This window comes from Desulfosporosinus cupriresistens, assembly GCF_001707885.1.
GTDB lineage: Bacteria > Bacillota > Desulfitobacteriia > Desulfitobacteriales > Desulfitobacteriaceae > Desulfosporosinus.
In genome coordinates, this window is record NZ_MASS01000015.1 from 1 (window position 1) to 20,002 (window position 20,002).

Annotated in this window: 22 protein-coding genes; 13 read left to right on the forward strand and 9 right to left on the reverse strand. The window is 43.5% G+C overall.

Annotated features, from left to right (window positions below):
- Positions 1 to 249 precede the first annotated feature (249 nt).
- Complete coding sequence (locus DSBG_RS08025) at positions 250 to 1,431, forward strand: TolC family protein (protein ID WP_068963636.1); 1,182 nt, start codon at positions 250 to 252, stop codon at positions 1,429 to 1,431.
- A 221-nt stretch (positions 1,432 to 1,652) separates the two neighbouring features.
- The gene (locus tag DSBG_RS08030) at positions 1,653 to 1,871 is read left to right on the forward strand and encodes a hypothetical protein (protein ID WP_068963637.1); all 219 of its coding nucleotides are present in this window, start codon (positions 1,653 to 1,655) and stop codon (positions 1,869 to 1,871) included.
- 278 nt (positions 1,872 to 2,149) lie between these two features.
- Here the strand turns inward: DSBG_RS08030 and DSBG_RS08035 are convergent, their stop codons facing one another.
- A complete protein-coding gene (locus tag DSBG_RS08035; protein ID WP_068963638.1) occupies positions 2,150 to 4,054 on the reverse strand; it encodes a cell wall-binding repeat-containing protein in 1,905 nt (634 codons plus the stop codon).
- 375 nt (positions 4,055 to 4,429) lie between these two features.
- On the opposite strand from DSBG_RS08035, the gene cshA reads away from it, so the two are divergent.
- From cshA to DSBG_RS08050, 3 genes are all read left to right on the forward strand, one after another.
- A complete protein-coding gene (cshA, locus tag DSBG_RS08040; protein WP_068963639.1) occupies positions 4,430 to 5,908 on the forward strand; it encodes a degradosome RNA helicase CshA in 1,479 nt (492 codons plus the stop codon).
- 116 nt (positions 5,909 to 6,024) lie between these two features.
- Entirely contained in the window at positions 6,025 to 6,408 is a 384-nt protein-coding gene (locus tag DSBG_RS08045; protein ID WP_242877477.1) for a M domain protein, read from the forward strand.
- Positions 6,409 to 6,593: 185 nt separating this feature from the next.
- Complete coding sequence (locus tag DSBG_RS08050) at positions 6,594 to 6,944, forward strand: hypothetical protein (protein ID WP_068963641.1); 351 nt, start codon at positions 6,594 to 6,596, stop codon at positions 6,942 to 6,944.
- Between the two features lie 166 nt (positions 6,945 to 7,110).
- On the opposite strand, the gene DSBG_RS08055 is transcribed toward DSBG_RS08050, so the two are convergent.
- Positions 7,111 to 7,395: a YtxH domain-containing protein gene (locus DSBG_RS08055; RefSeq protein WP_068963642.1), complete on the reverse strand. Its 285-nt coding sequence runs from the start codon at positions 7,393 to 7,395 to the stop codon at positions 7,111 to 7,113.
- 217 nt (positions 7,396 to 7,612) lie between these two features.
- Here DSBG_RS08055 and DSBG_RS08060 point away from each other — a divergent pair, with 217 nt between their 5' ends.
- Positions 7,613 to 7,843: a hypothetical protein gene (locus DSBG_RS08060; RefSeq protein ID WP_068963643.1), complete on the forward strand. Its 231-nt coding sequence runs from the start codon at positions 7,613 to 7,615 to the stop codon at positions 7,841 to 7,843.
- Between the two features lie 95 nt (positions 7,844 to 7,938).
- On the opposite strand, the gene DSBG_RS08065 is transcribed toward DSBG_RS08060, so the two are convergent.
- Positions 7,939 to 8,349, reverse strand: a complete 411-nt coding sequence (locus DSBG_RS08065) for a hypothetical protein (RefSeq protein WP_068963644.1) — start codon at positions 8,347 to 8,349, stop codon at positions 7,939 to 7,941.
- 413 nt (positions 8,350 to 8,762) lie between these two features.
- On the opposite strand from DSBG_RS08065, the gene DSBG_RS08070 reads away from it, so the two are divergent.
- Positions 8,763 to 9,764, forward strand: coding sequence for a cell wall hydrolase (locus tag DSBG_RS08070; RefSeq protein WP_068963645.1), 1,002 nt, complete (start codon positions 8,763 to 8,765; stop codon positions 9,762 to 9,764).
- 48 nt (positions 9,765 to 9,812) lie between these two features.
- Here the strand turns inward: DSBG_RS08070 and DSBG_RS23005 are convergent, their stop codons facing one another.
- Together DSBG_RS23005 and DSBG_RS08075 are read right to left on the reverse strand one after the other, a co-directional pair.
- Positions 9,813 to 9,983: a hypothetical protein gene (locus DSBG_RS23005; protein WP_176716224.1), complete on the reverse strand. Its 171-nt coding sequence runs from the start codon at positions 9,981 to 9,983 to the stop codon at positions 9,813 to 9,815.
- Between the two features lie 234 nt (positions 9,984 to 10,217).
- A complete protein-coding gene (locus tag DSBG_RS08075; RefSeq protein ID WP_068963646.1) occupies positions 10,218 to 11,156 on the reverse strand; it encodes a metallophosphoesterase in 939 nt (312 codons plus the stop codon).
- A 114-nt stretch (positions 11,157 to 11,270) separates the two neighbouring features.
- Here DSBG_RS08075 and DSBG_RS08080 point away from each other — a divergent pair, with 114 nt between their 5' ends.
- The gene (locus tag DSBG_RS08080) at positions 11,271 to 12,251 is read left to right on the forward strand and encodes a hypothetical protein (RefSeq protein WP_068963647.1); all 981 of its coding nucleotides are present in this window, start codon (positions 11,271 to 11,273) and stop codon (positions 12,249 to 12,251) included.
- A 180-nt stretch (positions 12,252 to 12,431) separates the two neighbouring features.
- Here the strand turns inward: DSBG_RS08080 and DSBG_RS08085 are convergent, their stop codons facing one another.
- The 3 genes from DSBG_RS08085 to DSBG_RS08095 form a co-directional block, all read right to left on the reverse strand.
- Positions 12,432 to 12,722 carry a hypothetical protein gene (locus tag DSBG_RS08085; RefSeq protein ID WP_068963648.1) on the reverse strand — a complete coding sequence of 97 codons (291 nt, stop codon included), beginning with the start codon at positions 12,720 to 12,722 and terminating at the stop codon, positions 12,432 to 12,434.
- Positions 12,697 to 13,374: a hypothetical protein gene (locus tag DSBG_RS08090; RefSeq protein WP_068963649.1), complete on the reverse strand. Its 678-nt coding sequence runs from the start codon at positions 13,372 to 13,374 to the stop codon at positions 12,697 to 12,699. The genes DSBG_RS08085 and DSBG_RS08090 overlap by 26 nt, the downstream gene beginning before the upstream one ends.
- A gap of 170 nt (positions 13,375 to 13,544) precedes the next feature.
- Positions 13,545 to 14,033: a YlbF/YmcA family competence regulator gene (locus tag DSBG_RS08095; protein ID WP_068963650.1), complete on the reverse strand. Its 489-nt coding sequence runs from the start codon at positions 14,031 to 14,033 to the stop codon at positions 13,545 to 13,547.
- A gap of 164 nt (positions 14,034 to 14,197) precedes the next feature.
- Here DSBG_RS08095 and DSBG_RS08100 point away from each other — a divergent pair, with 164 nt between their 5' ends.
- Complete coding sequence (locus DSBG_RS08100) at positions 14,198 to 14,875, forward strand: GDSL-type esterase/lipase family protein (RefSeq protein ID WP_068963651.1); 678 nt, start codon at positions 14,198 to 14,200, stop codon at positions 14,873 to 14,875.
- Between the two features lie 190 nt (positions 14,876 to 15,065).
- Here the strand turns inward: DSBG_RS08100 and DSBG_RS08105 are convergent, their stop codons facing one another.
- Positions 15,066 to 15,806, reverse strand: coding sequence for a ZIP family metal transporter (locus tag DSBG_RS08105; RefSeq protein ID WP_068963652.1), 741 nt, complete (start codon positions 15,804 to 15,806; stop codon positions 15,066 to 15,068).
- A 254-nt stretch (positions 15,807 to 16,060) separates the two neighbouring features.
- Between DSBG_RS08105 and DSBG_RS08110 the strand changes: the two genes are divergently transcribed.
- The 4 genes from DSBG_RS08110 to DSBG_RS08125 all read left to right on the forward strand — a co-directional run bounded on the left by DSBG_RS08110 (position 16,061) and on the right by DSBG_RS08125 (position 19,863).
- Positions 16,061 to 16,825, forward strand: coding sequence for a GerMN domain-containing protein (locus DSBG_RS08110; protein WP_068963653.1), 765 nt, complete (start codon positions 16,061 to 16,063; stop codon positions 16,823 to 16,825).
- Between the two features lie 244 nt (positions 16,826 to 17,069).
- Positions 17,070 to 17,507 (forward strand): MarR family winged helix-turn-helix transcriptional regulator, encoded by a 438-nt coding sequence (locus tag DSBG_RS08115; protein ID WP_068963654.1) that lies wholly within the window; start codon positions 17,070 to 17,072, stop codon positions 17,505 to 17,507.
- 149 nt (positions 17,508 to 17,656) lie between these two features.
- Positions 17,657 to 18,343: a response regulator transcription factor gene (locus DSBG_RS08120; RefSeq protein ID WP_068963703.1), complete on the forward strand. Its 687-nt coding sequence runs from the start codon at positions 17,657 to 17,659 to the stop codon at positions 18,341 to 18,343.
- Positions 18,340 to 19,863 carry a sensor histidine kinase gene (locus DSBG_RS08125; RefSeq protein ID WP_068963655.1) on the forward strand — a complete coding sequence of 508 codons (1,524 nt, stop codon included), beginning with the start codon at positions 18,340 to 18,342 and terminating at the stop codon, positions 19,861 to 19,863. Before DSBG_RS08120 ends, DSBG_RS08125 begins: the two co-directional genes overlap by 4 nt.
- Positions 19,864 to 20,002: the final 139 nt, after the last annotated feature.

Below are 20,002 nucleotides of genomic sequence, written 5' to 3' on the forward strand. Positions count from 1 at the left end.
ATTTAAGATTCAACAAAATTACCAAAGAGTCTTTCGTTTAGGCGAAAGACTCTTTTGGGACACGCTAGATTGAAAGCGTGTTTTTTTAGTAGAGCGTTAAATTGGTCACTCCCAATTGGTTATTTGTACCGAATGAGCGCTTTGTAAAGTTAGAATAAAATAGTTTGCATACTAACTAAATTACAATTGACAATAGAAAAAATGTAAATTAAAATAAGTACTAAGGGTATCATGAAAGGAAGTTTACATATGAAAAAAGTAATTGGAGTATCAGTATTGTCCGCTATATTAGTTTTAGGACAACCGTTAGCAACTTTTGCTAATACCACAAATTCAGGAATTATAAACTTTGAAGATATCGGACCTTTAATTACAGAACAAAATCTTCAGGTTGCTATTAATCAGAATAACAGAGAAGACAGTAACGTTGGTGCAGGTAAGTTAAGGAAGGACATTAGAGATATTAATAGAAGGCTTGATAAAATCAATGATGAAAAGCATGGACTAAGTATGCCAGACGATGCGTCTCTAATTATTGCACTTAATACTGAAAAAAGCGCATTACTTGATCAGCTAAAGACACTAGAGAGGCAATTAGAAGATATGCCTACATCCGTCGATAGCACAGATACTTCCTCTACGATGAGTGATAACACGCAGATCCGTACTGCGGAAGGTGCCTTCATTACATTAAATGCCTTGAAATTAGCGTCTTCCGATCTCTCTATGAGTATTACAAATCTTCAAAACCAATTATCAACTATGCAATTGCGTGAGAAACTAGGGGTGGTATCCCATACTGAGGTTGATAATCTTAACACGATGTTAATGAATATGCAAACACAACTTGTAAGTAATCAGTTACAACAAGAATCTAATGTACGTCAATTGAGAGACTTGCTTAATGATCAAGATAGTACATTGCAAATTGGAAGTGTTCCAATGACAGATGAAAACTTTACCGTTGCAGATAAAGATGCGGACTTAAAGCAAGCTCTTGAAAATAGTTACACGATAAAAGCGCTGGACGATAAAATTGTGCTTTTAGAAGATAACCTTGCTCGGGCTGAGAAAGATAACGGACTCTCATCGACTGAATATAAGACGGCAAAATATGCATTAGATAATGCAAATCTGACACTCGCTCAGCAAAAAAACAAATTGAATACAGACTATAGCAGTATCTTAGACGATATTGCTAAGAAGCAGAGCAATCTTCAATTAGAAGAACAAAAACTCGCAGATAAAAAAGTAGCGTTATCTGAAGCTCAAATCAAGATGAACCTAGGGATGATTACACAGTTGGATTTAGATAGTGCCACGACTGATTATCAGACACAAGAAGATACAGTCAAGACAGACCAGATTCAATTGTTTTCCTCGATAAACAGCTATAATTGGTTTTTGAAGGGAATGCCTTGGACATCGTAAAATAGTACCAGAAGAAATTAAAATGCAGCAATTAACTAACCACGGACGACATCTGTGGTTAGTTCTTGAATTAGCCTTAGGATCTCTGGTCAAGAGATCCTTTTTTATTGTTAGAGTAAGTCGTGGTTGGGCTATAATGAATTGATTATCTCAATGGGTTTCAGGACTATAGTCCTGAGAAGGAAGCCTAAAGGATCTTGGTGAATTCAGGAGGGATCACAGTGTTTTTTGGATTGAAGTTCAAGGATAAGAAAACAGTTAAAGAACTTCGGAAAAACCAGAACCTTACAGCTAAGGAACTAGCGGGTAAACTAAAATTAGATACAGTGGATATCCTAAAAATTGATGATCATAGACTGAGGGACATAGAAGAACCCCTAAAAAGTAAGCTCACACCAATTCTAAGGGGCGATTATATGGACAATATGACTTGGCTATAATATAGTTATTTTTATTCAAGCTTGTCAGCAACTAATGCAGAATAAGAAGGGGGATGTGTGAAAACTTAGTCCCCAAAATTCTAAGTGGTTACAACAATCAAAAAGCGTCCCATTTCACTATCAAAAGTGGAGTGAGGACGCTTGTGCTTTATTGATATAGCAGCAAAAGTGGGGATGTGAAAACAACACCAACAAGTTTTAGGACAGCCTCTTTCTTTTTCTTTCTTCTTAGAGGGCTGTTACTTCCCGCAACGCCAAATTTTCTGATCTGAGCTATATTATAAATCGAAATCCTTCCTGTCTAGATTATCATAGTATAGCCTAACAGGGCTATAATCAGGCGTATAATTTTCGGTATAATTAAGAGGATAGTTATCGTCCAAATATAGTGTGTTTAAGTTTACGAAATCCTTCAGTGGCGAAAAATCGGTAATATAATTATCAGATATATCAAGATAGGTGAGTGATGTTAAACCCTTTAAAGCAGTTAAATTCTGCAGATCTGTATTATGCAACTTCAAGGTTTTTAATTGCGTGAGCTTTGTTAGAGTGGGAACTTTAGTTAAGCTATTATTACTGAGGTCAAGGGTTTTTAGGTTAGTTAAATACTCTAACCCAGTTAAATCATCGATCCCTGAACTTTTGGCATTTAAGGAACTAATATTAATAACATCGCTTCTGTAGATTGTTTCATCATCGTCTTTACCTACTTTATCCGCAACAGCTTCTTTCAGGTTTTGATCTGGAAAGTCTATTTTGGCGTCTTCAGAGACCTTAAGTGTTAAGGTTGCTGTTTGGGTTAAGCCCTCAACTTTGCCTTTGAATGTGTAAGTGCCTGTCTTATTTAAACTTACGATATTACTGCTCCAGGTAACGGGGTAATCTTTTGAACTACCATCGCTCATTACTGCCATAACCGTATCGGGAAAACTATAGGAGTCACCAAGAATCACTTCAGTTGAAATAGGGTTTATTTTCGAGACACTGGGATAGACCGTCAATTTTAAGTACACATGACCACTATAGTTATTGATTGTTCCTTCAAATCTATAAGTTCCTGTATGTAGGGTATATACAGAGGAAAGACTCCAGGTCACAGGTACTGATTGAGATAAGCCGTTTGTGTCGGTAACCGTTACTGTCTTCGGAGGTTCATACTTTTGCTTTTCTACTACGCTGTCACTGACATCTGCAACGGACTCAATCTGAGCGGGTAGCTCTGGGAGAGTTGATTCTGTTGCGGCGCTGATGACACTATATCCGCCTAAAATGTTGAATTGAGAAATAATGTTGGAGTGGATGAAGGCAAGGGCTGAGTACGGAATCGTATCACCCTTAAGTAAGATTAGGGGGTTCTTCCCCTTTTGGGCTAAAGCCGAGGCAGTGAGAGCGTCAGGAAACAACTCACCGGTCGCTAAATAAACCGTGTCTAAATCAAGACTACTCGCAAACCGTGTGATTAGGTTGATATTCCTTTCGTAAGGGTCTGCTCCATTAATAAATTCGTAATTAGGGAATTGGCTTACCACTTGGTCACTTATTTCATTATAGCCTTTGACAATGTAACTAGTGGGTATTTTGCTTTTGCTTAGGAAAGTCTTTTGTGTAGAAGTAAGATCATTAGGGGGCACTAATAGGATAGGCATTTCATTGGTTGCTGCGATGGGAGCTATGGACAAAGCATCTGGAAAATCTAAACCGGTTGTCACAAAAACCCCTTTACTTATACCGACTTGTTTAGCTACTAGCAGAGCTGTTTCATAACAATCTTGACCGGCTATCCGTACTGAAGTGATATTCAGCGCGGATAACTCAGCTTCTACACTTTTAGAGATTACTGCATAGCCACCGATAATGAAGACTTTTTTAACTTTAAGACGTTTTAATTCTTGAGCAGTGTCCTCATTTAGATTATAGGAACCTGTCAATAGAATTGGAGCATCGTATTTGTGAGCTAATGGCCCGGCACTCAAGGCATCGGGGAAATTTTGTCCGTAGGCAAGAATTGCTGAATCAGCACCATCAGGCCAGCCATTTTGACTAACGGCAACGGCAGTTTGATATCGATCATTGCCCGCAATTCGGTTAATAGAGGTAGATGCGCTAGCTGAAGGTACATTAGCCAATATTATAAAACCAAAAATAAAAAATAATAAGAAAAAACATTTTCCTGCAAATCTCAAAATTCAATTCCTCCTTTATACTTACTTTCTCTAAATATCGACTAAAATCCTTCTTTTAGTAGAAGAATGGCCCTTCCATAAGCCTGGATTTTGTTAGAACTTATGACTTAGGACATGCTCATCACAATACGAAAGGAACACGAAGGGAGTGAATTTAAATATTGATCAAGGGTTTCCATATCTGAAGTAATGTGGTATAATATATAGTTGAGTGCCACAAGCGTCTATTTGCCTCGTTGGCGAAACTCACGCGCGATCGCGACATGTTCTGTACCGCAGTTATAGACAGAGAACTTTTCTGTTTCGGCAGTTATAGATAGAGACGCAATTGGAAAACTTATAGAATATGACCAAACAAAAAGGAGAATGAAAGTATTGGCAACATTTACAGACTTAGGATTAAGTGAACCGATTATTCGATCAATTGTCAACATGGGGTTTGAAGAAACAACTCCTATTCAAGAAAAGACGATTCCCACTGCGCTAGAGGGGAAAGACCTGATCGGACAGGCTCAAACTGGAACGGGGAAAACGGCGGCTTATGGGATTCCCTTGGTGGAGAGAATTTTGCCTCAAGCCGAACAAATCCAAGGAATCGTACTGGCCCCCACTCGAGAATTAGCAGTCCAAGTTGCTGAGGAATTAAATAAGATTGGGCAGTTTAAACGGATTCACGCCCTACCTATTTATGGAGGGCAAGGCATTGATTGGCAGATTAGGGCGCTTAGGAAAAGACCCCACATTATTGTAGCAACACCGGGACGTTTGATGGATCACATGAGGAGGAGAACGATTCGCCTTAATGAAATCAAAATTGTTGTTTTGGATGAAGCCGATGAGATGCTGAACATGGGATTTTTAGAAGATATCGAAACAATCCTGAAAGAGATTCCCGAAGAGCGTCAAACTTTACTTTTTTCGGCTACCATGCCTAGACAGATTCAAAATATCGCTCAGAGGTTTATGAAGGAACCAGAGCTGATTAGTATCAAAGCGACGGGAGTTACGGTCTCTGATACTGAGCAACATTATGTGGAAGTATCGGAAAGACTAAAATTCGATGTGTTATCCCGTATTCTAGACATCCAATCACCGGACTTGTCTATTGTTTTTGCTCGAACCAAACGACGGGTGGATGAACTTTCTGAGGCTTTAAGTAAGCGCGGTTATTCAGCGGAAGGAATTCATGGTGATCTTACCCAGAGCAAGAGAGATAGTGTCTTACGGCAGTTTAAAGACGGAACAATCGAAGTTTTGGTTGCCACGGATGTGGCTGCTCGAGGCCTGGATATTAGCGGAGTGACTCACGTCTTTAACTTTGATATTCCACAAGATCCGGAAAGTTACGTTCATAGAGTAGGCCGAACTGGTCGTGCGGGAAAAACAGGCTTAGCCATTACGTTAGTCACCCCACGGGAGATAGGTATGTTAAGACTTATTGAATCGGTTATTAAGCGGCGGATTGTCCGTAAGCCTATTCCGACAATTATCGAGGCGGTGGAAGGTCAGCAACGTCTGACTATGAATGAGATCCTAAGAGTGATCGCAGAAGAAGATATTGAGAAATATAAAGGGGTAGCAGAAGAGTTGCTGGCAGAAAATGACTCTGTGACTCTTTTGTCCGCTGCTTTGAAAATAATCACCAAGGAACCAGAAGCTGTAGAGGTCCGCTTGACGGAAGCGGCACCGGCTCGGGTGCGAAGCATGGGTAATAACCCAAGGCCTCAGCAGAGGAATTATAACCGAGATGGTTATGGACAAAAAGTTGATACTTGGGCTCGGAGAGGGAAAGGCAACGATGTTCGTGGAGGGGCCGGAGCTCAAAGAGGTAGGGACAGTAAGAGAAACGGATAAGAAAACTCCTATCGGATAAGAAACAATTTCGGAGAGAAAGGTGTTCATATGCCCACCTTTCTCTCTTTTTATTGACGATATTTATCTTGAAGAGGTATTCTCTCAATGGTATAATTTTGAAGAAAGGTGGTGAACTGATGGAGAAAGAGATTAAAGAAATGCTCGGGCTTATACTAAATAAACTGGACGGACTAGAGTCAAGAATGGACAGATTAGAGTCAAGGATGGACGGGCTAGAGTCAGAGATGAACGGATTAAAGTCAAGGATGGACGGACTAGAGTCAGGGGTAAACGGATTAAAGTCAAGAATGGACGGACTAGAGTCAGAGGTGAACGGATTAAAGTCAAGACAAGATGAAATATACATGGTTGCTAAGGCTATAGAACATAATAGTGAAATACGTGGGGCAGAAATTGATAATTTCCAGTATAAGGTTCACCATGTTGAGGGGACTTTAAATGCCATTGGGGATGTAATTACAACACGGAAGGCGATTTAATGATGCATAATATAATACTCGAGCATATAAAAATGTCTTCTTTGGCCAAGAGGGCATTTTTATATGCTCAAATAACTCTTTAACCAAAGTCAAAAATCAGAATTTTTAGCTGAGGTCGAAGGTAAATGATTAAATCCGTCGAATCTGTTATATAAGTAATTGCGATGAGAGTGGAGGCTAGATCTGTGATTTATGAAGTATGTACACTTGTGGCCACCATCATTTTAGGGGTCCTCGGTATTGAATTAATGCTGTGGATTCGCTCGGTCCGGAAACTCACGAATGAGGCAAAGCTTACCATGCAGAATTTGAATGCTCATTTGCCGCATCTCCTTCAGGATGCCCAAGCCGTAACCACTGTTGTGAGACAGACTAGTGAGCAAGTGGGCGGTACGGTGAGTCAGGTCGCCTGTGGTCTTGAGGAACTACAAAGGAATCCATTGCACTTTATTAAAGTCTTTTTTGAGGCAGTTAAACAAGTGATGGACCTCTGGCATGAAATTCGTCAACGGAAAAAGGAAGCCTCGGACCGCTAGGTGCTGGCGGTAGGGACTTCCCTTTTTTCTTGGGAAAAGATGCATTGTTTTTGTTTGAATGAAATTTAAAAGTAAGTATTAGAGGAGTTATTCAGCTTTAGCACAGGTTTGGAGAGAATCTTCTGGTTGTGTATCTGTGGCAATACTGATAAGAATAATAGTATTCTTAAATTCTCTGGGATTCTTGAATAAAAGTTTGGAGCTCCTTAGCTAATTTTTTCCCTTTATCTATCAGATCTGTGCCCTGTTGTTTCAGAGTCTCGGCAGGATGGAATGTAACGTCCTCGACGACGTGTTCTATGATGCTGTCCTGAATTCTTTGACGTAGAGCCTTCTCACTTTTTGGTACGAACTTCAGGCCAATGACCGCCCCAGCGAGGCCTCCAACGAAGGCAGCCGCGGCAACGGCGCTCAGGTTACTATACCGCTGGGTTCTGGGCGTTTTTAACATGTGATTCTTCCTTCCTCTTTAATAATGCGTTTTAATTTATGCTATCATAATATTCCTTAAGAGTATAAGTTGCTCGTAACGTTGATTGCCCGAGATTTTATTTCAAAGGATAGCTAAAAGTGGATTGATTTCCATGTTAATGTGGAATTCCTGAATAGCCATATGGATATCTTCCAAATAGCGATGCAGGTTAATATACTTTCTAAAAGAAATCCGCATGCAGCTCATTGCGGAGCGAGAGGTTATCTGTGAACAGATCATAGATTTAGTTAAAGCGGCTAAAGCAAAAGGGGAATGTCGAGCAGACCTCGATGAAGAATTAGCGACCTTCTGTATTATGGAGACACTGGATGAGTTTAGCAAGAAAAGGTTTTTTTGCAATCGGAGCCCTCTGGAGGAAATTGATTATCAGGTGATCGTGGATATGGTACTCAAGGGGTTAAGATAATTGCTGTCCTGAAAGAAAGACCAAACACCTTAATTTGTGTTTGGTCTTTTCTGAATAACACGGTTGTTGTTTAAAAGTCTCAACGGTTGACTCCTTCAAAGGTTTCTTACCCAGTGAGGATTTTGGGACACCCCTTTTTGAGCTGTCAGAGGGGGGCTCTCCTCTGCAGGCAGGCAGAAGGCCCGATAGAATGCATGATTTTGAAGTTGGTGTTCCAGTGAAAAAGGTAATCTTCTAGTCGATGTCATGAAATACGGGGATTCTTTTTCACTGCCTTGCAATAAACGATAACGTCTATTCAGAAGGCTATATTGTGTCTCTACAAGTAGGAGTTCAAGTACAGCAATTTCTACGTACTCAGGTGCCGCAAAATCCAGACGGTTCCAGGCGTATTTCATCTTCACTCTTGTATCCTCAATTTCTGCAAGCAGGTGTTCCGCCTCGCTAAGCTGTGGCGCTTCAGGAGAAGAGAAAGATGATAAAAGGTTTTTAACTAAAGTCCTCATATAATTCAGCCCTCACTTCACTTACCGTGCTTTGACCGATATTAAGAAAACTGGCTGAAGCTCGAAGACACTGTCTTCGCACGTATTAGCCTTCTTGTTAGCCTTGGCGAAGGCAGTCGCCTTTGTTGCACTGATGCACTGGCCAAGGATGGCAAGGCACCGTGATGGAGAGAATATATAAAGAAAAAAACCTAGTTTTCTTTTGCTCAGTCAGAATAATATATGTCCGCTCATTGTTGGATATGATAAATAAGGTAGAAGTAATCAATAGAATAAGCGATTTACATTGTTTTGTTATAAATCTCGCCTTTCTTGGGAAAGACTAGAAATAGTCTAAACTTTAAGAGGTGATTTTTATTTTATTGCCACACCGACGATGTCGGAAATCCTCTGCAATATTCCTATGTGGGATGATGTGCTTGTTTCTGTGGCAAGCCAGTATTTATCCCGCCTTGGGACGAGGGAGCAAAATTGGAACCGTGCTTTCTTATAATATTGCTATGGAAGAAACAAAGAAAGTTAATTATGTAAACGATAATGCTCTCGAGAATCCGACTGGTACCCTGGAAATTGTAGTTCAGCGTGGAGAAAGCCTTTGGAACCTGGCCCAACGATACCATACTACGGTTGACGAAATTGCGAAACTCAACCAAATCAAGAGTCCAGATCAAATCCGAGCAGGAGAACCCTTGCTGGTCCCGAATGGAGACACAAGACAATCAACTAAAGATTCGGTGACTATTGATGTGAAAGATTATCCAGAGGAAGTCGCAAATACTGCGTCAGGAACGATCGATAATACGGTCACAAGGTCATGGTGGAAAAACATTTTACAAAGTATACCAGTTTTTGCCGGAATTTATAAGCAAGGGTTAAGTACATCACGTTCGAACGATCCTCAACCGTCACAGATGGAATCTAAGATTCCAACGTACGACATAGTTGCAAATCAAGAAACACAGTCAGTCGATCAAGACGACGCTCAGACACAAGTAGCGCGAAATACGGTTCCAATAGAGGCTGAAAGCCAGGTTCTTTCTCGAGGCTTAGGGCGTTTGGTATCCAAAGAAGATGTCGAACTCTTATCCCGTGTTATCTATGGCGAAGCTCGAGGTGAAAACTTTGAAGGACAAGTGGCCGTTGGAGCAGTTGTGCTTAATCGTCTGAAAGACCCTCGTTTTCCTAAATCAATACGGGCTATTATCTACCAATCAGGTGCCTTCACAGCCGTAGAGGACCGACAGATTCATTTAGAACCCGATGATGAGGCCTATAAGGCTGCTGAAGCAGCACTGTCTGGCATGGATCCGACGAACGGAGCAATATTCTATTTTAATCCACGCATTGCCACAGACCGTTGGATTAAGAGTCGACCCGTTATTAAACGGATTGGCAACCATACCTTTAGCATCTAAGAAAGATCCCGCAACAAATGGGTTGCGGGATCTTTGCTTTTTATACGATTACAAACGTGGCGCAAATGAAATGTGCCGTCTCCCACGTTCCGCTTCCCGACCCCAGCCCAGGACGCAGTGTGACACAAGCGCGAGGTCTTTACGTACGTAGCCTAGCAAACTTCCGTTCAAGCGACTGACCCCAAACACGGGGCAGCGCACAAGGTCCCTTCTCGCCATCCTGCAAGAAGGCCAATACGTGCGAAGACAGTGTCTGCAAGAAGGGCTAATACGTGCGAAGACAGTGTCTTCGCGGGCCAGCGGATGGCGCTTTTGGCACGATAGTCTCCAGTGGAGATTATCGCCGTAGGCGGTTCTTTAAAAGAATACTATCGCCGAAGGATGAACCCCGCTCCCCAAAGAAAGGAGCTTGAACGGTTAGTTTGCTCTGCGTCGCAAGCACCGAGCGCTGTGTCACACAAGTCCTCGATGCTTTGCCGGCGCTTCCCCTCGATGTAAGGTGAAAAAGGCAACCTCTGGAGGGACATTAAAGCGAAGTGGAATAACGCTTTCACCTATGCCGCGGTTAATGTACAGGGGAACGCCGTTAATCACATGATAGCCTTCATAAATTCCATAGTATCCCAGATAGGTGTTGGTAATCAGTGGTTGTAGCCCTGGCAGGCGGATTTGTCCGCCATGAGTATGCCCGGTAAGAAGAAGTTCGGCCCCGTTTTTAGCCACATCGTCTAGGCAATCTGTGGAATGGGCTAGGACTAGGCGAAATGGTGGTGGAGAAAGAGAGGGAGAAGAAAAAACCTTTTGATAGGCCAGTTCCACATCGTCATGGGCAGTTGCTGGGTCGTCGACACCGATGACCCACAGATTAAGCGTCGCTAAGAAAGAGGCATCGTTAAGTAAGGGGATCCACCCTAAGTTTTGCAACTGCTGGAGATATCGTTTAAAGAGGGTGTGGGAAAGATTGCTATAATCGTTGTTTCCCATGACAACATATTTTCCGTAGGTTGCTGTAAGCCTTCCTAAGAAAGGAGATAATTTATCCAGATCCGTCCGGGTGGAAATGATATCCCCGGTAATCACGAGGAGATCCGGTTTTTGGGCCATCACTACCTGGTCAATGAGTTCAGGTGAAATTCGTAGGCTTTCCAGATGCAAGTCGCTGAGTTGGCAGATCGTTTTTCCATCTAAAGCAGCAGGCAGGTTGGGGTAAAACAAATCCCACTGTTCCCGTTTCAGGGCCATAGTATCATGTTCGACCCAGCCGAGGACCCCTGCACTGCCAAGAGGTAATGTGGAAAGCAACCAATGATTGGCTATAAATCCGCCGACACGTGAGAGAAAGGTGCGTCGGGATATGTTTTTAGAAAGCGGTGGAGTGAGTTTTTCGGGCATGATTTGTTCTCTCCTTAATTATTAGTTTGCCCATCAAGATGTCTTCAGAACCCTTCCATTCGTCCTATCATATCATGTTATAAAGTTACATTGAATTAAATAAAGGAGGGGAGCATGGTGAAGTTCGGTGGGGATAAGCCAAATGGTTCTTATGAGCCTATCGGACCGCAGGGGTTCCCTATGCAATTACCTAATGGTCAATTAGCTCCGGGATACTCTCCGGGTTCGATTCGCAATACACTGGGTTCAGGACTTAAAGCGAGTGGGGTCTTTCAAAAAGATGGACAAATCCAAAATCTACGTGGAGGTTTTATAGGCGCAAAGCAACCGCCCCCTTCAGGGATACCGTTCCAACCCCCTCCACCTATGTCGGGCATGGGCAATAGTCCACCTCAACAGGGTGGGGGATATAATCAGGGTGGATATAACCCAGGCATGGGATATAATCAAAGTCCGGGATATCAAGGCGGGTATAGCCAGGGTCCAGGATATAATCAAGTTCAATTTCAAGGGAATACAGGGATGAATCAAACTCGGCAACTTGTTCTACAAGCCGCTCAAGAGGGAATTAATGGTAATGGCGCAGCGACGATTTCACCCGACAACAGTTTTCTGCTGATTGCCAATTTGCCAGTGCCCCAAACGTACCTGGGACCAGGACAGATAGGGATGTATGCAGCTTATTTGGTCGATGACAAAGGAAAGACCGGATTTTTAGTGGGGCCTTTACGCCCCGTTGGAAATGGAGTTTATCGGGCACATTTCCAAAGTCCAGTTCCTCTTCAGCATTACAGTCGTGTCGTCGTTTCTGTGGAAAACCCCGCTCAGCTTGGGCAGGCTCCCAATGGACCCATCATATTAAAAGTCAAAGAACCCATGGGGATGATGACCTTTCTCACTCCAATGAAGAATACGGCAACGACAGTTTGGGGGAAAGTCACAGGATTGATCAGTGGCAGGAAAAAACCAGCGATAAGCCCAGAAGCTGCCCCCATAAATCCGGAACTTTTAGAATCGCTGAACCAGATGGGAGTTGCTCCCGAACCTATAGCCCCGCCGATCCCTCCAATGTCTCCGCCGATAGGTCCGAATTAATTCGTAGGGATTTAACGTATCGATAGCCATAACTAATTATTGGGGTGTAACAGTTTTTATGTAAATTCATTCATCTTCGACCTTGAAAAATATGAAAGATAGTTTTAAGAGCCTTACACTTTGATACGTGAAAGGCTCATGTTTTTGGCGTTTTTAAAGGTAATGTAATGGTCCACATCCTTAAAATAGAAATAGAATGAGCACAACTAACGCAAGTAACCCAAACGTACCTATAGTCACGGTGATACCAAGAGTTGTGAAGGATACCGGGGCTAAGAGTACATTAGAGAAAAATGCAATGAAATAGAACAAGGTTATCGCCAAAATGCCCGCGCCAACGGGTGGGGACTGCAGCAGTGGTGCAAACCGTTTAAACCCATAATCGTAAGTTTGAGGAGACTTGGGTTCGAAACATCTATGAGGAATTCCAGCAGGAAAGGTAGGATTACGGGGTCGAGTTAGCAGTGGCATTTTTTATCCCTCCCTTCCCATCATTGCTTTTGGTCACATTCCCGTTGGTGTTGGGGCTCCCAGATCCATTTCCATTTCCAGTTCCATCAGGAGTTCCTATTCCAGTCCGTTCAATAAAGAACTGAGCAATGATTAGACCTAAAGCAATAATCAGGTTGCCTGGTGCTCCGGGAACTTCGAATAAAGGAACGTTAAAGGATGTATCAGGGCTTCCATCAAATGGCGCAAAAGGAGCTGAGATGATCAAGGAAACACTTAAATTATCGGGAAAGAGAGGTTCATCCCCTCCGACGGGACCAATGCCTTGCCCCGGAGCAGTTTGAATAGGTGAGGGCATAGGGACCTGCCCATTGATGGCTGCTTGCATGAGTTTGGTTAGTTGTGGCAAAGTAAGTGTTACGGGATAAAGATCTGGACTTGGGCGGGAGGGGTTTGGAGGATGGGCCAAGGAGCGTTTAAAAAGAAACGCCATAAGCACATCTAAACCAACGATAATCATAGAGGCATAATGAATTTGCGTAGAAGCCAAAGGAAATATCATCGCACTGACAGGGCTAAACTTTAAATCGCGCCGAATGGGGCTGTCCACTAAGATAGAAAAGGAGAAAGGAGTCGCCGGCATCGGGGGTGTACAGTTATATTGGTTGATCACGGCGTTTCTCCTTTCGTTAATAATTCATCAAAACCAAGTGCAAATAGTTACCCATCCCCCTAACAGAATGACAATTAGGAAGGCAATTAAAGTCACAGGATGCGTGATATCATTAATGAAATAGGGCCCGTGATAACCATCGAGAGGCACTTTTCAATTACACTTCCCTTTTATAGTTTCTGAGTTAAGCCGGGTGGAAGCTTAATACCTTTTAACATCTCCGGTGAGATTTGCATCTTTTCCATGGAATCTCCGCCACTGATTTTGTCAAGAATTTGCTGAGCCATGCCCTTTAACTCTTCTGGAATAGGCAGGTCATTTGCGGAAGGCATGCCATGCATTGAAGTGGTTAGGGTCAGGTTCACCATGGCCATAAGTTTTTCGTATTTCTGTTGTTCAATAAAGTACGCTTTTATAAGAGGATATTTATTCATAAGACGGATTTTCAGATCAAGAAGTGCTAGAGAATCTTTTTCGGGAATAACTTTACTGATCATTTGCGTGGTCACCAGTCCGCGTTCTTTATCCTGGTACTGGCTAAATGCTTCTTTACTTAGGGGATCGGCCATAATGGCAGATTCAGCAGCTTTTAATCCCTGAATCTCAGGGGTTTGAGACAGGGCCTCCCCTAATTCACGAGCCTTATTAATGTAATTCATGAGGCTACCTCCTTTTTTCCTTATACAAATTATGCGTTAAAGGGCGTACTGGTGTATGATGGATTTCGTAAGATGGTGAGAAAAAAGGGTGTACTAAGGGAGAAAGAAGGAATGTCGCGAAGGGGTGTAGAATATTTTTATTTAATTAGAAAGGGGAAATTTTTATGCGTACGTATCGATTAGAAATACGCCTGATTCAAGTCGCTGCCGGACTTGCTTTTATCGTGCTGATCGCCGGATATTTTGGACTATGGGGGCAGGCTACCAAACCTCCTGCCGAAACTGCGGTTAATACTCAGGCTCAAGCGCTCAGCAATCCAAAGATTGTCGCTTTAGGAGACTCGTTTACCTTAGGACATCCATTGGACGAGGAACATTCCTGGACTCAACGGATGGCGGATGTTCTCCAGGTTCCAGTAGTTAATAAAGGGAAAGTACGTCAGACAGCAAAAGACCTACTTTCTCGCTTCGATGCAGATGTTGTGGCTGAGAAACCAGGCAGGGTTATAATTTTTGCGGGGATTGGGGATGCAATTCAAGAGGTGCCCCTGAAAGAAGTGCAAACCAATATTAAAGCCATGGTAGAGAAGGCAAAATCCAATCACATTACTCCAATCCTAGCCCTACCGATCGGGTACCCTGGCGCTCAACAAAACATTAAAGACACCCGAGAGTGGGAGCAGGGTTACACCAAGGAGGAAAATATCACGACCCTCGACTTTTCCACCGTATTATTTGATGCGAACGGTAAATACTTAAGCGGTTTATCAGATGATGGGAAATATCCAACTGCCAAAGGGTACGAAGCGATGGGAGATTACGCGGCCCGAGTACTCAAGTAAATCATTTGTTCATTTTCAGAAAAGAGAAATACCATTATCAAAAAAAGTAGGGGATACCGTAAATTCGGTATCCCCTACTTTAATGGCTTTCTTAATCCCGGCCCCCGTTGACTCAAGCCCAGAGGAAGTTTCTTAGCTGAGAGAGCACTTTAGCGTAATCGCGTCAATGGAATCCCCCTCACTTTCCTCCCTAACCGGGATGCAAAACACTGATTAACGTAAAGAAGACAAACCCAATTGTTCCGCCGAGGAGGGCATAATGAGGGTGCCGCTCTCGGGAGAGAGGAATAAGTTCAGCAAAGATGAGAAAAGTCATCGCACCTGCAGCAAGGGCAAGAAAAAAGGCCAAGGAATTTTGAACGTTTTCGAGGGCCAAGAGCCCGAGCAAGGCTCCGAGCGGAGTGAAAAAGGCGATCACAATATTGAGGAGAAGAATCTTCCACCAGCGGATACGGGCCATTTTTAAAGGTGCCGTTGTTGCCATCCCTTCAGGAAGGTTGTGTAACGTAATGGCAAAGGCAATAAGAAGGCCGAGGTTGGAGGCGGCTTCTTGGCTGACGGCGATGGCCATTCCTTCCGGAATATCATGTAAGGCGATCCCGGTTGCAATGAGGAGCCCGGTCCTTTTTAGACGTTGGCGACGTGACAGGGGGAGCGTGTTATTGGGGACCTCGAGACGTTTAGCCGCAAGAAACATGAAGAGCAGGCCTAGTGCAAACCCGGCTCCCACTTGCAGCGGTGGGCCATTTTGCCAAGCACTTGGTAACAAATCGACGGTTACAACCGCGAGCATCACACCGCCTGCTCCCGCTATGAGAGAGGCGAGGACTCGTTCTTGCGGTTTACCAAACAAAAGAACCAATATGCTGCCAAAGGTCGTGGCCAGCCCAGCAATTGTACTAATCCAGAGGATTTTGAATAAATCGTGCATCAAGGACTCCTTTCTCTAAACATAACGATACCCATATTTATGGCTTGGAGCTGAGCTTTATACAAAACAACCTGTACTATTTTTGAGGACAAAGCATAGGTTTAGAGTAAAGGCAAAGGAACTTACTCAGTAAAGTACTCTAGATGAAGTTCGGTTTGAACTTATCTAGGGGCTAAAATGGGCGATGCGATATTCGGACATCGAACCATCGAAAGTCGAACGTCGAACATCGATCAGGGGAAGGGGCAAAGAATATGAAAATACGGGTTAGAAACAGTCTATTCATGGGGGTTGTACTCTTCAGTCTGATTTTTCTTCTGGGCTGTGGGACACTGGAGACCTTAATTAACAAGGAGGGTACAGCAACTTCGTTAGGAGATTTTATTGGTGGGGATAAAACTGCCATTCTTCCAGATGCATCAACAGCGTCAGCTTCAGCGGATTCGAGGGAGATTTCACTGTACTTTGCGGATGGGACAGGTAAGTATTTAGTAGAAGAACAACGAATGTTGCCAAAGACGTTGAGTCTGGCCAGAGAGACAGTAACACAGTGGTTAAAAGGTCCCGCGGTCTCCACAGGAACGAGTGTGCAGGCTGCTGTTCCAACGACCACAATGCTCCTTGATATTGCTATTAAAGAGAATGTAGTCATCGTAGATTTAAGTAAGGAATTCCTGCAACCCAATTCTAAGGTCTCTTCTGAAGTTGCTCTCTATGGGCTAGTTAACACTCTGACCCAGTTTTCAACAATCAAGCAAGTTCAGATCCGCGTCGAAGGAAAACCTTTGACAAAGTATGGGACAATCGATGCGACAAATCTGGAGAATAAAGCGAGTTTAGTTAAGGGGGCTGCCTCGACAAACTCGAACTCAAACTCAAACTCGAACCCAATTGTCCCAAGTTCAGGAACAGAAAATACGAACTCTGGGGTATCTACACCAAACAAAACGAGTAACGGAGCGCTTCCTGATTCTCCAAGCTCCATCAATCTTTTCAACTATCCTCCCAGTTCCACTTGAGAAGGTCAGGGAACTACCTGTACGGCTTTTGCGCTCGTCATAACGCCAAAGCTAAAGGCTTTAAACCTATGATGTAACCAAGCGGGGCGAAATATGGGGATGTAAAAGAGTTGTCAAGTACTCGGCAAACAAGGCATTGCTTTGTTTGCCGAGTATCTTTCATTTCCATATATCCCATCTCTTAGATGTACTAGCTATAAATCTATGTTAAAATAAGATCTAAATAGGGAATGGGGGTCGAGGGATGGCACCAACCGAAGAATTGACAAAACAATTAGAAGAGGCCTTAAGACGTGCTAATACCATTTTGTACAAGCGTGGTCGATCAATTCTAATTGGCATGGAGATCTCTGCGCTTCAGTTTAATGCACTCTTAACTATTCGAGAGTTTGGGCCCTTGACAATGGGGGATTTAGGCAAACACTTGTTTGTCGCGTGCAGCACGGCGACTGACTTGGTGGATCGAATGGAACGGGCAAGTCTGGTCGAGCGAGTTCGGGACAATAAAGACCGGAGAGTGGTCAGGTTGCACTTACTAACTAGAGGGGATGAAGCCCTTGATGCCGTGATTAGAGAACGTCAAAGTTTTCTTGGTGCAGTCCTTAAGAATTATACGGATGAAGAATACGTGGACTTGTTGCGTCGATTGGAACTTCTGACCCAGCGGATGGAGTTGAAATAACTGTTATTTAAATACCTTCGCTTAAGATACCTTAGGTGAGGGTATTATTATTTATCTTCATACAATCTTGAGAACTTTCCTAAATACATCTGAAAGATAAGCGGTATACTTAAATAAAAATGAAAGTACCGGGAAGTGGTGATGTGGCAATGAAAATTATCTTAGTAGATGATGAGCAGGAAATCCTAACCCTCGTCAGAGACTACCTTTCGCGGGAAGGATTTAGTGTCTTGACAGCGATCAATGGCCTTGATGGCATAAAGCTTATCGAGCGGGAAAAACCAGACCTCGTTCTGCTTGATTGGATGCTTCCAGGAATGAGTGGGCTGGAAATATGCAAACACCTACGTGAGACCAGTACGATTCCGATTATCATGCTTACTGCAAAATCAGAGGAAATCGACAGAGTTTTGGGCCTTGAATTCGGAGCGGACGATTACATCGTTAAGCCGTTTAGCCTTCGAGAATTGGCAGCGCGGATCAAGACAGTGCTGCGACGTTCGTCGGGGGTGGTCCAGGAAAATAATTCTTCGATATTAGTCCGAGGCGAACTGAGTATCGACGTCACAAGCCATAAAGTGACGAAAAGAGGGTTGGAAATCTTCCTAACCCCGACCGAATTTAACATACTTCATTTACTTGCCATCCGCCCTGGTACAGTTTATAGCCGTCTTCAACTTTTGCGTCAGGCCATGGGGGAGGAGTACCTCTACTATGAGCGTTCTATTGACACGCATGTTTCTAATTTGCGCAAGAAACTTGAAGACAACCCAAGTGATCCCAAATATGTGGAAACTGTGTTTGGCGTTGGGTATCGGTTCGGTGAAGGCGTGTGACTTTACGGCGCAAATTTCTGCTCGCACTCATAGGTATGGTTATTTTTATGTCCATTGTCTTTACCTTCATTGCCTTAACCTCAACTCAAGCCTTGCTAGGGCATGCTGAAACTTATGTACAACAAGCCTTTGGTGAGCGCTTTAATCAAATGCTGAGTATTTACTATGAGAGCCACAGTAGCTGGGATGGAGTTCAGGATTATATTACCAAGATCACTGAGGGGCCGGATCAGAAATTTGGACGTCCTCCTCGTGACTTCCAACGCTTTTTAGTATTCAACCAAGCAGATCAAGTCGTGGCAGCTCAATCAAGTAAAGATCTTGGCAAACAACTGGCTATGTTTCCAGCGGACAATAAAATTGCGAAACAATGGCAGGAAATTAAGGTCAACGGACAAACGGTGGGACATTACTGGCAAGATCAACGTCCTATAGCCATGGACGGTAGAATGGCAAAAACTATTGGAACTTCAATTATTCAGGCTATGATCATCGGATTGATTATCACTTCCTTGGTTGCTTTACTCTTGGGGCTATTGCTGACTCGACATTTCACCCAGCCCTTAAACCATCTCATGGAGGCCGTGCGGAATGTGGGGAAAGGGGATTTGTCCTCGCGGGTTGATGTGAAGGGCAATGGAGATATTGCGACTTTGGCCCGCGACTTTAATCGGATGACTGAGCAATTGGCCCGTAACGAAGAAGTGAGGCGTAACATGGTGGCGGACATTGCCCATGAATTGCGCACGCCGCTGGCAGTTATTCTTGGAAAACTGGAATCAATTCAGGAGGGAGTGCTCCCTTCAACGCCGGAAACCATCCTCCCGATTCAGGATGAAACGTTGAGACTCATTCGCCTGGTGCGAGATCTGCAACAGCTGAGTCTGGCCGAAGCCGGTAAATTACCGATGAGTTGGAAATCAGTCGACCTCAAACAGATTCTAGAGAGAATTATTGAGCAATTTGCTATAGAATTTGAGGAACGCGAGTTGAAGATCGAAGTTATAGGAGATACGGCGGATATTATTGGTGATCAAGATCGCTTGACCCAGGTTTTTGTGAATCTGATTGGAAATGCTCTTCTCCATACACCGCCAGGAGGTTCTTTGCGCGTGTTGTTAGGGGAGGCCGAAAGGCCGGTAGAAGATGAAACGGTTCACGAGGGAAATACGCGTTTCCGTGCAGTCTTCCGACGCAAAGGGGAAAAACCGGAAGAAATGGACAAAGCGGAAAAAAGCAAAGGGGAGTTACGACCCGGAGAGTGGGTACAAGTGATGGTTGTGGATTCTGGAGAAGGAATTCCAGAGGAAGAACTTGAGCATATCTTTGACCGTTTTTACCGTGTGGATAAAGCACGAGAGCGGGAAAGTGGTGGAACGGGCTTAGGGCTCGCGATTGCCAAGGAGTTTATCCAGGCACACGGTGGCTCTATTCATGTGAAGAGCAAGCCAGGAGTCGGAAGTTGTTTTCAGATCTTCTTACCAATAAAACCGAATGTAATTACCTTGACAACATCTTAAGAAGTCTATCGCTATTTGATCATATTACTATGTTATATTTAGCAAGGAATTTAGCCCGATGGCCAACCGCCACTAAAGTTCCTTGTTAATTAAACATGGAGAAAATGGCGATGAACCCTTGGATAAAGATTTAACCTAA

Coding starts and splice junctions, on each gene's coding strand:
- DSBG_RS08085 (WP_068963648.1), bottom strand. CDS start 12,722: ATGCCACTGCTAACTCGACCCCGTAATCCTACCTTTCCTGCTGGAATT.
- DSBG_RS08025 (WP_068963636.1), top strand. CDS start 250: ATGAAAAAAGTAATTGGAGTATCAGTATTGTCCGCTATATTAGTTTTA.
- DSBG_RS08065 (WP_068963644.1), bottom strand. CDS start 8,349: ATGAGGACTTTAGTTAAAAACCTTTTATCATCTTTCTCTTCTCCTGAA.
- DSBG_RS08110 (WP_068963653.1), top strand. CDS start 16,061: ATGAAAATACGGGTTAGAAACAGTCTATTCATGGGGGTTGTACTCTTC.
- DSBG_RS23005 (WP_176716224.1), bottom strand. CDS start 9,983: ATGGCGAGAAGGGACCTTGTGCGCTGCCCCGTGTTTGGGGTCAGTCGC.
- DSBG_RS08060 (WP_068963643.1), top strand. CDS start 7,613: ATGCAGCTCATTGCGGAGCGAGAGGTTATCTGTGAACAGATCATAGAT.
- DSBG_RS08055 (WP_068963642.1), bottom strand. CDS start 7,395: ATGTTAAAAACGCCCAGAACCCAGCGGTATAGTAACCTGAGCGCCGTT.
- DSBG_RS08080 (WP_068963647.1), top strand. CDS start 11,271: ATGGTGAAGTTCGGTGGGGATAAGCCAAATGGTTCTTATGAGCCTATC.
- DSBG_RS08115 (WP_068963654.1), top strand. CDS start 17,070: ATGGCACCAACCGAAGAATTGACAAAACAATTAGAAGAGGCCTTAAGA.
- DSBG_RS08075 (WP_068963646.1), bottom strand. CDS start 11,156: ATGCCCGAAAAACTCACTCCACCGCTTTCTAAAAACATATCCCGACGC.
- DSBG_RS08095 (WP_068963650.1), bottom strand. CDS start 14,033: ATGAATTACATTAATAAGGCTCGTGAATTAGGGGAGGCCCTGTCTCAA.
- DSBG_RS08100 (WP_068963651.1), top strand. CDS start 14,198: ATGCGTACGTATCGATTAGAAATACGCCTGATTCAAGTCGCTGCCGGA.
- DSBG_RS08120 (WP_068963703.1), top strand. CDS start 17,657: ATGAAAATTATCTTAGTAGATGATGAGCAGGAAATCCTAACCCTCGTC.
- DSBG_RS08070 (WP_068963645.1), top strand. CDS start 8,763: ATGTGCTTGTTTCTGTGGCAAGCCAGTATTTATCCCGCCTTGGGACGA.
- DSBG_RS08105 (WP_068963652.1), bottom strand. CDS start 15,806: ATGCACGATTTATTCAAAATCCTCTGGATTAGTACAATTGCTGGGCTG.